Genomic DNA, 14,147 nt, shown 5'->3' on the forward strand with positions numbered 1-14,147 from the left:
ACTATCTCTGGTGGGTAATATAATTGATAAAAAAATTCATCACGATAGTAAACTTTGCATATTGGGTATTTACGGATTGAATTTAATAGTTTTAAAAACTTTTAAAAATAATTCTTTATTCTCTTCACTTAAATCATTGATAATTATTGCCATTTTATTTTGATGAATATCTACACTGTCAAAATGAATCCCAATAAGTCCTTTATCCATTTTTTTCGGCATCATAATCTGAGCTCTGTGTTTATTGATTGTATCGTAGTAATAATAATTAACATTATAAATTCCGTTTCTGTAATCTCTATCAGAATTATCAGAAAGATAAGCTCTGAATTCTCTGTTATTCTTAAACTTCTCAAAAAGCTCAGGCTCTACCGTAACCATATAATTATCTTCCACAAAAGGTTTGTAATCACCATAGTAAATATAGCCAACATGCCTATTTCCAGCATTAATGCTGTATATCTGAGAATCTTCGGCTCTTTCTTTTTTAATGCTCATTGATTTGGGTAAACTCAGTGATGCATTAGCAATAGTGTAATTAACAAATTCATGATCCTTACAGCAAGAATACAGCATCATCAAAAAACAGAACAGAAGAAAACGAACTTCTGTTTTCAAGGTTATTTTTCTATATTTTGGGGTAAGAATGTTTAATGTGAACAAAAAAAAAGAAAATTCTTTCATCATTTTTAAGAGGGCTAAATCAATGGTTATTAATAGGGTAAAGGTAATAAAAAGAGTTCATAAAAAATTAATTAAAAATTATACCTCATTTTCTTTTTTTATTCCAAAAAGAATTGCAACTTTGCAGCCCTAAAAACGATGTAAAATTCGTTATCGATGATCCTTCGGGGCGTAGCGTAGTCCGGTCATCGCGCCTGGTTTGGGACCAGGAGGTCGCAGGTTCGAATCCTGCCGCCCCGACTTATAAATTTAGGGTGCGTAGCTCAGCTGGATAGAGCATCTGCCTTCTAAGCAGACGGTCAAAGGTTCGAATCCTTTCGCGCTCACTTAAAGACTTACTGGAAACAGTGAGTCTTTTTTGTTTTTGCTCAGGCCCTGCTAAAAGTTCTCCATTTTAGTGAGGAATAATAAAATAATATAAGAATATGATTATTAAACAGGTACAACGAATCAAAGAGCGTTCACGAAAAAATAATTAAAAATTATCTCTAATTTTATTTTTTTTATTCCAAAAAGTATTGTACCTTTGCAACCGCAAAAACGAAGTAAAAATCGTTACTGATGATCCTTCGGGGCGTAGCGTAGTCCGGTCATCGCGCCTGGTTTGGGACCAGGAGGTCGCAGGTTCGAATCCTGCCGCCCCGACTTATAAATTTAGGGTGCGTAGCTCAGCTGGATAGAGCATCTGCCTTCTAAGCAGACGGTCAAAGGTTCGAATCCTTTCGCGCTCACTTAAAGACTTACTGGAAACAGTAAGTCTTTTTTGTTATATTCAGGATCTTTGGAACTCATACTCGTAGTCACTCATTCTGGCATGCTGCTGAAGAAGTTATTATTCTTAGTATTAAATATCACTAGGAAAACCCGTATCTGCTACTTAGATATTTCTACATCATAATTAAGAAACTCCCATTTAACAATATAAAATACTGAAGCTTTTATTTTCATTCGTATGCCGATTTACATCTAATAGATTGGAAAAATATTGGTAAAGAAAAAGACATACCGAACATTAAAATTATTTTTTCTTTTCTTTTTTTAAACTTCATGCAAAGTAAGCATAAGCACAACATCCATTACAAAACCACTATACAATGTATGCACGCAATGAACCTACACCATACATACAACCTAATAACAACCCTTACAGATAAAGTAAAACAACATGATGTACCTATGATGTATTCTATAATTTTCTTATTTCCTTTCTTTTCTTGAAATTGCAGCAAATTATCGATTCTAAAACACAAAATTGATCAAAAAACCTTTATGATGCCTAACGGGTGGGGTTAATAATCCCACCTGTTTTTTGTGGATATTAGTCATAATTACAAGAGTTAATAAACAGTAGTTTATATTATAATGAATTCACTTTTATCTTGCATTATATTTAATTTTTGTATTATTCTCAATATAGTATTTATTCTATGATGATGAAATCTTTGAAAAATTTTAATAGAATAATCTATTGTATTGTTTTTACATGCGGTTGTTCAAAACTATTTCCACAACACTATAGTATACAGCAAATAGATACTTTACTCATAAAAACAAATGAAGAACTCAGAACCCAAATATCTAACAAGGATCTGATCATTTGGAATCAAAAAATTATAAAAGAAGCACAGCAAAATAATTACCTTAAAGGAGAAGCCTGGGGTTATGCCAATATTGCGAATCGTCTATGGCTTACAGGAGAATTTAAAAAGGCCATAGAATATCTGAATGATGCTGAGGAAAAATCAAAAGATATCAATGATGATTTTCTTGCCGGTAAAATCAATCAGGAATATTCACAGGTCTACAACAGGATGAATCTCCCTAAAATGGCTTTAGGTTATAATTCAAAGGCCATGAAATTTGCTTTAAGATTGAAAAAAGATAATCAGGACTGCCGATTTTTTTTACGGTATGTTTATTCAACCCGGGCATCGTATTTCGACGGAGTTGAACAGTCTGATTCATCACTCGTCTACCTTCATAAAGCAATGAAAATAGATCTGAATCCTTTAGATATAGCACTTATAGCATATCATTATACAAAGTATGATCGAAATTTAGATTCAGCCAATTATTATTTTAAAAAAAGCCTTAACCTGATAGAAACCAAAAGGTTTAAAAATAATAAATACCAGAGAGCGGTTATTTTATATAATTATGGCTTTTTTCTGTATGTTCAGAAAAAAATAATGAGGCTATTGATATCTATCAACAATCCCTTGAACTGGCAAAGGAAGTAAACAGACCTTATCTGGTCTTAGATAATTACAGATGGCTGGCCACAGTTTATAAAGACCTTAAAGAATCTGAGAAAGAATCTGAATATTTAAGCAAGGCCACCTCACTAAAAGACAGCTTAGACAATGACCAAAGCAAAGCTATCACATTAGCTTTTAATAAAATTTCAAAGAAAGAAGAAGAAAAACAAAAAAACAAATTCCTGTCATTTTTATGGTATGGAGGGGTTCTGTTTGTACTTATTTTTTTACTATCTCTTTATTTTTATCTACAGTTTAAAAGAAAGAAAAAAAGGCTTATTGAAAGTAAAACAATTATTCTTCGGCAGGAAGAAGAAGCAAAAATTCTAAAAAGAAAGCTCAATGAAAATCATGAGCAGATCATTCAACTGGCAAAAAAAAACGATGTTGGCTTTTTAGCATTATTTCAGGAAACATATCCTGAGGTCTGCCAGCAACTTTTAAAAATCAACGCTAATCTTTCCCCCTCTGACTTATCTTTCTGTGCTATGATATGGCTGGGGTTCTCTTCAAAAGAAATGGCACAGTATTCTTCTATGGAGCACAGATCTGTACAAACGAAGAAATACCGATTACGCAAAAAACTACACCTTGAAGCACAGACTGATCTCTATCAATTTATAAGATCAATATCTGAGGTTAAATAATCTTCACGAACATAAAACATAATGAATATGATGGTTATTCTCCTCAAAAGTAATAAGAGTTTACCCCTGACACTATATATAAAATCCCTCATTCTTAAGTGAGGGATTTTTAATTTTCGTCAATACTGATTTTATTTCAGTTTGTAAGTATTTCCATTCCAAAGGTAAGTTCTGAAAGAATGTTTTTTCTTCTCTCTATCTCTTTCATCTACTTCCATATCTTCCACTTTTAAGATAAATGCATTGGGAACTCCTCCTTTATCATTGGGAAAAATAAATTCTTCACTATGATAAAAAACACCGGCATCCCCTACGTTTGTCAATTGCGGAAGAGCAATTAACTTTTTACCTTTAAAAAGAACATACTGATCATAACTTGCTATTCCACAAGCTTCTCCCGAAACCATTGCTTTTAAGGTGAATTCAACATTTTCCAGTTTATGATTGCTTTCTATATTGAATGCTGCTGAACTCAACTCCTCCCCTCTTCCGGTATCAAAATACACCTCATCAATAAGTGTATTTCCTTCCAGTACTTTTATTCCTGCAATATTCTGCTTTTCAATCTCATTGATTTCTTTATTCTTCCGGTCAATTGTTTTGGAAAGCCCAAAGAGGAAGTCATACCCATTCTTATTACGGTAGCCTACACAAAGATTGCCACCCCAGATATATCCTTCCAATGTATTCTCTCCTTTCTGATAAGAGATTTTATACCAGTTAGCATTTCTTTCTCCCAGTTTCAGGACTGCATTTTCTTTTTTAAGAATCATTACCTGTTGGTTCACCTGCAATGAATCTACAATCTGAGCATTCACTCCGGGATCTAATCTCACACGCGTCCAATCTGTAAAGATTTTTTGAGTTTTATTTTCTTCAAAGCTAAAGATACCATCTGCATACACTTCATTTTCCTGTGCTGTAAAAAACTGCAGCATCAGTAAAAATAAAGCTGTCCATAAAGTTTTCATATTCGTATTTTGTTTTTGGTGTGTTATTTTTCAAGCAGAAGGCTTACCCACTCTTCACGCTGTAATTTCTTTTTAAGCTCCAGACCACTTTCTTTGCATACTTCCAGAATATCATCTACATCAAAGAAGCAAAGGCCTGAAAGTAATAATTTTCCACCGTCATTCAATACTGAAACATAGGTTGGGATATCTGAAATCAGGATATTTCTGTTGATATTGGCTAAAATGATATCGTAATTCTCTTTCCCTAAGTTTTCTGCAGTTCCCTGTTCAATATCCAGTTCTACATTATTTCTTACTGCATTTTCTTTTGAATTTTCTACTGACCATTCATCAATATCGATAGCTTTGGTATCTCCTGCACCCTGCTGTTTTGCATAAATAGCTAATACAGAAGTTCCGCATCCCATATCCAATACTTTTTTACCACTGAAATCAATATCCATCATTTGCTGGATCATTAAATGGGTTGTAGGGTGATGACCTGTTCCGAAAGACATTTTAGGTTGAATGATAATTTCATGCATTCCCGGTACAGATTCATGGAATTCTGCCCTGATCAATACTTTATCATCGATATTGATAGGAGAAAAATTCTTTTCCCATTCTTCATTCCAGTTGATGTTCGGCATTTCTTCGAAAGAATATTCGATTTTTACATTTTCGTTTTCGAAAATTGGAAGTCCTTTCAACTGATCTTCGTGAAACAAATCTGTCTGAATATATCCTAAAATTCCGTCAATTTCTTCTGTAAAGCTGTCAAAACCTATTTCTATAAGCTCTGCCATTAATATCTCGTTCCAAGGTTGCAATGGAGAAATCTTGAAATTGAATTCTAAATAATTTTGCATGTGAATAATTTCTGCAAAAATACTAATGTTATTACGGTAAAAAAAATGATGGAGTTAATTTTGGCTGAAACCGGGGAGTTTTATGTTTTTTTAAATTGTGGATGTGGTAAAAAAGTTTATTTGTTAATTTTTTCTCCCACAAATTATACGGATGACACGGATGATTGCATCGTATTTTCAATAGAGGCGGGTTTTAGCCCGTCTTCAAAATCATGACAAATTTCCATTGGCTTCAGCCGAAACTTATTTTTTCTATCCTAAAGGCTATGTAGATTTTTTAAAATGCGAAAGATTGTAAGTTTGGGCTAAAGCCTAAGAAACATACAAAATAAAGCGGGCTAAAGCCCGCTCCTATTGAATTTTATCATTCAAGTTAGATTAAAATGTCCTTTGCCGAAAGCTTTAAACATTAAACTCTCAACCTTGAACTTTAAATTTTAAAACCTTATTAAGGATTTGTAGAGAATATAGAACCGTTTGCAATCAGCGCTCTTCTGTTCATTTTCAGGATATCTCTTACCCATTCTGCAAAATCTTCCGGCTGTAATACTTTATCAGGATTTCCATCTGTAAGACCGCCCTGGATGCTCATATCAGAAGCAATAGTACTTGGAGTCAGCGTAATGACACGGATATTTTGTTTTCTCCATTCTGCCATCATAGATTGAGAAAGAGATACTACTGCTGCTTTTGAAGCGGCGTATGCAGACATATTAGGACCTCCTTTCAGACCTGCAGTAGAGGCTACGTTGACTATATCACCTTCTCCTTTTGCTTTCATGAAGGGATAAGCTGCTTTGGCTGCATAGTATACTCCGAAAAGATTGGTTTTAATAACCTGCTCCCAAGTTTCAGAAGGCATTTCTTCGATAGAACCAAAGTCTCCGATTCCTGCATTATTGATCAGAATATCAATTCCTCCCAATTGTTCTGCTAAAGATTCTATTCCAGCTTTTACCTGAATTTCATTGTCTACAGAAAATACTGCGTAGGCTGAGTGTACTCCTAATTTTTTGATTTCTTCAACCGTCATTTTAAGGTTCTCTTCGTTTCTTCCTGTAATGGCAACGTTTACTCCTTCATTGGCTAAAGCTAACGCTACAGCTTTCCCCAGTCCTCTTCCACCACCTGTTACAATGGCATTTTTTCCGTTTATATTCATAGTAATGATACTTTTCTTGATACAAAGTTACGAAAGAACATTTTTACGAAACAGCGAAAACATGGATTTAATAGTTTTTTAATTGTTTATCGTAAAACTCGATAAAAATTAAAACCGGCTCATAAGAACCGGTTTCAAATCTAAAAAAAGGTATAGTAAAAAAATAAAAAGCTTAAGGAATCTGGATGGCGTTCTGAACTTCAAATTCTTCTGAAGCTGAGAATTCATTTCCATACATGTCTACAGCTTTCACCTCAACCTTGTGTTTTCCTAATGATAATTTCTTAGGAAAATCCGCTTCCCAGATATGTTTTGACATTTCAGGGTTTGAAGGTCTTCTGCCCGGAAGAATTTTCTCTGTAGAATCCCATTTGAAAACAGAAAGAGCAAAATTCGGGTCGATGGTTTCATCGTACTTCATTTCTTCCCATTTTCCACCGTCTATTCTGTATTCTACCTTGTCTTTTTTGCTTCCCATGAAGAAGTTAGCCAGTACTTTGGCAGAGGTTCTTGAGGAAGAAATCACTTTCGGAACATATAATTTGATCTGATAGTCTTCCGGTTTCCCGGCTGTTCTGTACTTAACTTTATACTGATTGTCTGTAAAACTGATGAAAGAGTAACCTTTTGCAGTCCCATCTCTCATGGTTGAGGTAGGAAGTCCGGCTTCATCCGGTGTTCCTGAATACCAGTCGCCACAAGTAGTTCCTACGTTATATTCGTGTAATTCTTTGATTCCGTTCCAGCCTGCTTTTTTGCCATAGAAAATCTGTTGCTGGATGTGAGTATGTGCTGACAAAAGCAATACATTCTGGAAAGGATTCAGAAAATCAAATAATTTCTGACGGTCCGCATTTCTGAAGTTGTCTTCATTATTATGTTCCAATGGAATATGGAAAGAAATGACGATCAGTTTATTTTTATCAACCAGTTTCAGATCATTTTCGATAAACTGAAGCTGGTCATCACGGAATCCGCCCCAATACCCTTTGCCGTCTCTCGGGTCCGGATAAAGAATATCATCTAAAATGATGAAGTGTACATTACCGTAGTTGAAGGAGTAATTGGCAGGACCAAAATTAGATTCAAATGTTTCATCGGAAAGCCTGTCTTCCTTTGCATCATAGTTCATGTCATGATTTCCCATCACATTATACCAGGGTAGTCCGACTTCTTTCATCACATCTGCGTAAGGTTTCTGAAGACTTAGGTTGTCTCCTACCAGATCTCCCAGACTGATACCCAATACTGCATTTTTCTTTGTATTCTTTACTTCGTTTACGATTCCTCTTTTGAAGTAATCCAGTTCTTTTTCTGTGTAAGGCTGAGGATCACCGAAAACAAGGATGTCAAAATTTTTGTTTTCGTTTTGCTTATAAAGCGGGAAGTTCAGTTCTTTGGGAAGGTCTCCTGTGGGAGCTACTCCTTTGTATTTAAAATCTGCAGGAGATCCATTAGGTTTATGATGATAATAGAACTGTGGAAGATTGTTTGCATTTAAAGCAGTCTGATACCCTGAAGGCTTGATCACAAAAATACTCTGATCTTCCTGAACCGGAAGACTGTATCTACCGTTTTTATCCGTAAGAACTACCTGCACTCCATTAGAGACAGCTACGCCTTCAATTCCTTTTTCACGGTTTTCTTTCTTTTGATTTTTGTTGAGGTCTTCGAATACATATCCTGAGACAGAAGTCTGTGCGAGCGCCATTGCTGAAACCAGCATACAAGGCATGATATATTTTATATTGATAGTCATAATTTTTTAAATCTTTAAATTATTTTTTAATCTTTCAATTGACACTTTTATTTATTCCACCACATTTTCACGTTGATATTGTCTCCTCCCATCGATTGTACGGCTGCGTTATAATTATCTGTATTCATCACTTTTGTAGCCGTAGGATACATGAATCTCACAGGCATTTGCCCTCCGTTCTGAAGCCCTCCGTTATTAGGGAGTACAGGAAGTTTTGTACGTCTGTATTCATACCATTGCTGATGGTCAATAAAAAACAGGGATATGTATTTCTGAAGCATAATTTTTTCCAGAGAGCCGTCATACGCCACTTTAGGATTACTGAAGTAATTGGCAGGAACTGTTGCTCCCCATTGTTCGATTATAGATTTCACCCCGGTTTCGTAATAGGTTTGCTGGTTTCCCGCGATGATTCCTTTATTGACTAATTCTGCAAGGATAAACTGAACTTCAGAATAAGTCATGATTAAAATCTTTAAAGGTGCTTTCGCCAGATTCTGATTAAGGTTGGAAGGCTGATAGTTGAAAGATGTTCCCAAAGCGTATCCTGAAGGAGCTCCTTTATAACCAAGATCTTCTCCTGTTCCTGCTTTCGCTTTTGTGAAAAATAGGCTCAGTCTTGGGTCATTATTATCTTTCATGGCATTCACAAAGAATTCACCTGCAGCCCTGGAAGCGGTAAAATCCTGTGGGCGGGCTATTGGCGGCAGGTAGGGAGATATTCCGGAAAGCGGCAGCACTGCACTGTCTGTATTATTCTGAAAAATGGGATATTGAGCCGGATTATTGATAATTTCCTGAATTCTTTCATAGACATTTACTTCTCCGTTTCGGCTTAGAATTCTGGTTAATAATCTTAATGAAAGAGAATTACAGAATTTTTTCCATCCTAAAATTCCGGTCTGGCTGTTGGTATTGGCATTATAAAACAGATCGGTTTCCGTTAATACCTGATTGGTATTGAATAACGAGTTGGCTGTTTTCAGATCATTTAACAGCTGAATGTAGATCTCTTTCTGCTTATCATATTTTGGTCTTAAAATATTTTCTTCAACTTTAAGCGCTTCAGATAAAGGTATATCTCCGAAAGCATCAGTAAGGTTGGAGGCAATCCATGCATTCAGGACCATTGAAATAGCAAGGTAATTATTATTCTGTTCTTTGTCTGCATATTTTCTGAGATCATTTACCTGCTTAAGCCATCTGTAAGAAGTATTCCAGTATCCGTTACCACTTTTTTCATCCATATAATATCTGCTGTAGGAATTTCCTTCATTGGGAAAGTCTAAAGCAATCTGCATCATATCAAAAGTGAAATCATCTGCTCTGTTATAGCCGTAACTCGCCATTTCATACTGAATGGGAGCAAGAAGGCTTCCAACGGAAGGGTCTTTAATCCTGCTGGTGTCTGTATTGAACTCCTCGAAAGTTCTGTCACAGGATTGAAGCATGAAAACCGAAACTGCCAATGTCAGATTTATAATTATTTTTTTCATTTTTAAAATTTAGAATTTAAGATTTAACTGAAAACCAACTGTTCTTGCTGCCGGGAGTTGTCCCATTTCCACTCCGGGAGTAATGGTTGCATTATCCAACGTAGCCACTTCGGGGTCAAACATTGGAAATTTGGTCCACATCCACAGGTTCTTTCCGAAAATGGCAATGGTAAGATCATCCAGACCTATTGATTGTATGGTTTCTTTCGGGAATGAATAGGCAATTCTTGCGTCTCTCAGCTTAATAAAGTCTGTGCTGAAGCTGTTGGTTTCCACATTGGCCCTTCTATAATAATCTCCGTAATAAGAAGATACCAGTACTCCTTTTGTATTCGTACTGAACGATCCGTCAGGATTTTGGACAACACCGTCTCCTACAATCATTCCGCCAGGATTATCTCTTCCCGGAAGGGTAGATTTCAGCTTACCCTGTTCAGACATTTTATGATGTGACTGAGAATAAGCAATACCACCGTACTGACCGTCAAATGAGAAACTGATCGTAAAGTTCTTGATTCGGAAATCATTCTGAAGACCGGCTCTCCATTTCGGGAACGCATTTCCTACTTTTTCAATATCTGCAGGTCTTGCAGGAAGTCCGTTATCGCCATAAATTACTTTTCCATCCGGAGTCCTTAGTAGTTTAAAGCCATACATATCGCCCAATGAACCTCCTACTTCCATTTTATAGAATACTACATCTCCTACGTTGGAAACAATACCGTCAAAGCCTTCAGGTAAGGTCATCACTCTGTTTTCGTTGGTAGACCAGTTTCCACCAACTTTCCATGAGAAGTCTTTACCTTTTATGGCTAAGATATCCGCTGAAAGTTCAAGGCCTCTGTTTCGGATTTTTCCGGCATTGATGATCCTTTTGGAATATCCGCTTTCTGTAGGCATCGATACCGGAATAATCTGGTTTTCACTGAAATTCTGGTAGGCAGTAAGATTAAGGTTCAATCTGTTTTTGAAAAGGCTGAAATCCATACCGGCTTCAATATTGGTATTTTTTTCAGGTTTAAGAGATGGATTATTAAAAGTGGTAGGCGCCACTACACTCCCTGTAATATTACTTGCTGTATAATAGTTATCCAAAAGATAAGGATCACTGTCTATCCCTACTTTTGCCCATGAAGCTCTCAGTTTCCATAGGTTCAGATTATTGCTTTTCAGATTAAAAATATCTGATAAAATGAAACTGGTACTCACCGAAGGATAAAAGAATGATCTGTTTTGCTTCGGAAGCGTAGAGCTCCAGTCGTTTCTTCCGGTAATATCCACAAATATTTTATTGTCATATCCCAGAGTAAGCAATCCGTACACACTGTCTACATGTTTATCTCTGGGTGCCGGATATTTAACCGGAATAGAAAGTGCGTTGGTAAGGCTGTATTCTCCTGCTGTTTTCAGTCCGATGGCCTGATAATCATTAAGCAGGTATTCATTATAACGAATGCTTCCCCCTGCTGATGCTGAAATACTGAATTTATTCCAATCGGCTTTATATGAGAACAAAAGGTCGTTATTATATTCCTGGTTTTTGATAAACTGTTCTCTGTAGAAACCTTTCAGGTAATTGGCAGAGCTCCAGGGTCTTTTGGTCGTTCTTTTTTCATTCAGGATTTCAATTCCTGACCTCAGCATTACACTGAAATTCTTATTAAACTGATAATCCGCTGTGATATTTCCTGTAATAGTCTTCTTTCTAACTCCATTCAGCATTTCATAAGCAATCATATATGGATTGTCAATATAGGAGCTGAACGGATGGATTTGGTCAACCTGCTCCTGCCCAGGCTTCCAGATAGGCTTATACCACTCCAGATCTACATTGGGATTCTGGAAGATCATGAAATAGGAAATCGACTGGTTGTTGTATCCTGTTGCAGGAAGATTATCACTGGTAGTAGTGTTATAGGCAAATTTTGTTGATATTTTTAATTTTTGGGTAAGCTGATGGGCAAATGACAAAGCAAAATTGAACCTGTCGAAGCCTGTATTTGGCATCATCCACTCATTATTAAGGTAAGTAAGTGAAGATCTGAAGCTGGTTTTCTCGTTGGAGCTTTCTACGGAAATACTGTTCGAGTAGGTAGAACCTGTTCTCCAGAAACCTTTAATGTTATTTTCATAAGGTCTCCACAATTGTCTTTCCTTGCTCTGCCCCATTACGTTAGGATCGTATTGGAAATAATACTGTCCGGCGAATTTAGGACCAAAAGCACTACTGGTTCCTCCGGTATTTGGTCCATCCGGAGAAAGGCCATAAGAATAGTAGAAGTTTCCTGCTGTATTGGTTGCCAGTGTTCCCTGCCCGTATTCGTATTGCCAGTCCGGCCATTTCAATACAGAATCAAAGCTTGAGGAAGAGTTAAAAGTAACCCTCAGTTTTCCGTTTTTAGTTTTTCCGGATTTTGTGGTGATCATTAAAGCTCCGTTGGCAGCGCGTGATCCGTATAATGCGGCTGCAGAAGCTCCTTTCAATACCGTTACGGATTCAATATCATCCGGGTTGATGCTGTTCAATCCATTCCCAAGATCGATGGGAACGTCACCTCCGGAACCTGCTCCATACGCAGCCGTACCGGAACCTGTGGTAGAATTCCCCAATGGCACTCCATCCACTACAATAAGAGCGTAGTTGTGATCCATCATAATGGATTTTTCCCCTCTCAAAGTAATTCTGGAAGTTCCCAACGGCCCTGCTCCGGCCGTCTGGATTTTAAGACCAGCGACTTTTCCTTCCATCGACTGTGCCCAGTTATTATTCTGGGTTTCTTCAAATGTTTTGGCATCTACTTTCTCAGCAACATACCCTAAGGCTCTGTCATGCCTCTTGATTCCCAAAGCAGTCACTACTACTTCATCAAGTCCTTTAATGGTATCTTTTTTAGCTTTCTGCTGAGCTGCCAGATTAACGCTGACCAATCCTAACAGCGACAAAACCAACAGTTTTTGTGTCTCTTTACGCATTTCCTTTTTGTTTGCGCAAAATTAGAACGACATTACAAGGAACGTCTTAACACAATTTTAACGTTTCTTAAAAATTTATTAAACCAAATATTAATCGAGCCTTAACAATATTGAGTAAACACCTCAATAGTAAACACTTAGACAATTAAGTATTTTTAATACGGTGGTAAGGCTGTATTTATGTATCTTTATTGTCTTGCTTTGAGATAATAATACGCGAAATACATAAAAACCTGATTTGAAACTTATTAAAACAAATCCAACCACCTGTTTATATCGTTTATTATTAAAAGAAAGGGCTTAGCTGCTAAAAAGAAACAGTCTGCCTCTTGATAATGGGCAGACTGTATAAATTATTGGTTATTTGTAGAGATGGTTAAAAATTTCGTTTGACCACCCCGTCAAAAATTCTTTGAATTTTCGCCACCCCTCCGGAGGAGGGAAATATTTTGTCCTTCAGTTGTTATATTTCTGAAGATGTTAAATCTATTTATTCTTCAATTGATCAGGAATATTGGTTGTTACGAATCCTATTCCTTGTTTTTTCAATTCTTCGTAAACAGCAATGTCATTTACGGTCCATGAATTGGTAATTAACCCTAATGCTTTTGCATCAGCAATCCATGTTGGGTTTTTCTGGAAGACGCTGTAGTGGTAATCCATACCATCCAATCCTTCTTTTTTGATCTGCTCAGGTGACAGTTCACCGTTCAGATATTGTACTTTAAAAGACGGAGCCAGTTTTTTGATCTCTTTACAGATATTAAGGCTGAAAGAAATAAACTCACTTTGAGATTCCAGCTTCATATCTTTAATCATTTTGATCGTTTTCTGCGTGATCTCATTTTCAATTTCCGGAGTCTTAGCTGGTTTGATTTCAACAATTAACTTCAGAGATTTATCTTTTTTCCCCTGCTTTAAATAGTCTTTTAAGGTCGGGAATTTTTCTCCGTTGGATAATTTCAATGCTTCCAGTTCTTTGAAAGGAGTTTCTGAAATTTCCATTTTACCATGGTGTTCATCATGATTGATCACCAATACACCATCTTTTGTCATTCTTACATCAAATTCCGCCCCATATATTTTTAATTTCTGGGCATTTTCCAATGATTGAATTGAATTCTCTGTTGTTGGAGGCTGAGCCTGGAAATATCCTCTATGGGCAATAATCTGGGTTTGTGCTTTCATCATAACTGTACTTAAAACTGCTAACCCTAAGATAAAATTTTTCATAATATAATTTTAAATTATTAAAATAAAGTCGTGAAACTTCCTGATAAAGGTAGTTATTACAAAATAAAAACCAAAAGACATAAAAGATTTACTGATTAAAGCTAGGTGAGATT

At 36.2% G+C, this 14,147-nt stretch carries 9 protein-coding genes and 4 tRNA genes; 5 read left to right on the plus strand and 8 right to left on the minus strand.

All coding sequences use genetic code 11. From position 1 onward, the window contains the following. Positions 1-69: 69 nt before the first annotated feature. Complete coding sequence (locus tag KBP46_RS08970; RefSeq protein ID WP_216445166.1) at positions 70-618, minus strand: hypothetical protein; 549 nt, start codon at positions 616-618, stop codon at positions 70-72. A 231-nt stretch (positions 619-849) separates the two neighbouring features. Here KBP46_RS08970 and KBP46_RS08975 point away from each other — a divergent pair. The 5 genes from KBP46_RS08975 (at position 850) to KBP46_RS08995 (ending at position 2,924) form a co-directional block, all read left to right on the plus strand. Beyond that, a tRNA-Pro gene (locus KBP46_RS08975) sits at positions 850-924 on the plus strand. Positions 925-936: 12 nt separating this feature from the next. Then, positions 937-1,010, plus strand: a tRNA-Arg gene (locus KBP46_RS08980). Between the two features lie 244 nt (positions 1,011-1,254). Beyond that, a tRNA-Pro gene (locus KBP46_RS08985) sits at positions 1,255-1,329 on the plus strand. 12 nt (positions 1,330-1,341) lie between these two features. Further along, a tRNA-Arg gene (locus KBP46_RS08990) sits at positions 1,342-1,415 on the plus strand. Between the two features lie 711 nt (positions 1,416-2,126). Then, a complete protein-coding gene (locus KBP46_RS08995) occupies positions 2,127-2,924 on the plus strand; it encodes a hypothetical protein (protein WP_216445167.1) in 798 nt (265 codons plus the stop codon). 796 nt (positions 2,925-3,720) lie between these two features. On the opposite strand, the gene KBP46_RS09000 is transcribed toward KBP46_RS08995, so the two are convergent. From KBP46_RS09000 to KBP46_RS09030, 7 genes are all read right to left on the minus strand, one after another. After that, a complete protein-coding gene (locus tag KBP46_RS09000) occupies positions 3,721-4,560 on the minus strand; it encodes an SH3 domain-containing protein (protein ID WP_216445168.1) in 840 nt (279 codons plus the stop codon). A 23-nt stretch (positions 4,561-4,583) separates the two neighbouring features. After that, a complete protein-coding gene (gene prmA, locus KBP46_RS09005) occupies positions 4,584-5,411 on the minus strand; it encodes a 50S ribosomal protein L11 methyltransferase (RefSeq protein WP_216445169.1) in 828 nt (275 codons plus the stop codon). 448 nt (positions 5,412-5,859) lie between these two features. Next, positions 5,860-6,573, minus strand: coding sequence for a 3-ketoacyl-ACP reductase (locus KBP46_RS09010; RefSeq protein ID WP_062676455.1), 714 nt, complete (start codon positions 6,571-6,573; stop codon positions 5,860-5,862). A 172-nt stretch (positions 6,574-6,745) separates the two neighbouring features. Continuing rightward, positions 6,746-8,308, minus strand: a complete 1,563-nt coding sequence (locus tag KBP46_RS09015; RefSeq protein WP_216445471.1) for a calcineurin-like phosphoesterase C-terminal domain-containing protein — start codon at positions 8,306-8,308, stop codon at positions 6,746-6,748. Positions 8,309-8,379: 71 nt separating this feature from the next. Next, a complete protein-coding gene (locus KBP46_RS09020; RefSeq protein ID WP_216445170.1) occupies positions 8,380-9,828 on the minus strand; it encodes a SusD/RagB family nutrient-binding outer membrane lipoprotein in 1,449 nt (482 codons plus the stop codon). 9 nt (positions 9,829-9,837) lie between these two features. Beyond that, a complete protein-coding gene (locus tag KBP46_RS09025) occupies positions 9,838-12,801 on the minus strand; it encodes a SusC/RagA family TonB-linked outer membrane protein (RefSeq protein ID WP_216445171.1) in 2,964 nt (987 codons plus the stop codon). A gap of 486 nt (positions 12,802-13,287) precedes the next feature. Next, positions 13,288-14,034: a glycerophosphodiester phosphodiesterase family protein gene (locus KBP46_RS09030; RefSeq protein ID WP_216445172.1), complete on the minus strand. Its 747-nt coding sequence runs from the start codon at positions 14,032-14,034 to the stop codon at positions 13,288-13,290. Between the last annotated feature and the right edge of the window lie 113 nt (positions 14,035-14,147).

This window comes from Chryseobacterium sp. PCH239 (genome assembly GCF_018924625.1).
GTDB classification, from domain to species: domain Bacteria; phylum Bacteroidota; class Bacteroidia; order Flavobacteriales; family Weeksellaceae; genus Chryseobacterium; species Chryseobacterium cucumeris.

Coding starts and splice junctions, on each gene's coding strand:
- KBP46_RS09000 (WP_216445168.1), bottom strand. CDS start 4,560: ATGAAAACTTTATGGACAGCTTTATTTTTACTGATGCTGCAGTTTTTT.
- prmA (WP_216445169.1), bottom strand. CDS start 5,411: ATGCAAAATTATTTAGAATTCAATTTCAAGATTTCTCCATTGCAACCT.
- KBP46_RS09010 (WP_062676455.1), bottom strand. CDS start 6,573: ATGAATATAAACGGAAAAAATGCCATTGTAACAGGTGGTGGAAGAGGA.
- KBP46_RS09015 (WP_216445471.1), bottom strand. CDS start 8,308: ATGCCTTGTATGCTGGTTTCAGCAATGGCGCTCGCACAGACTTCTGTC.
- KBP46_RS09020 (WP_216445170.1), bottom strand. CDS start 9,828: ATGAAAAAAATAATTATAAATCTGACATTGGCAGTTTCGGTTTTCATG.
- KBP46_RS09025 (WP_216445171.1), bottom strand. CDS start 12,801: ATGCGTAAAGAGACACAAAAACTGTTGGTTTTGTCGCTGTTAGGATTG.
- KBP46_RS09030 (WP_216445172.1), bottom strand. CDS start 14,034: ATGAAAAATTTTATCTTAGGGTTAGCAGTTTTAAGTACAGTTATGATG.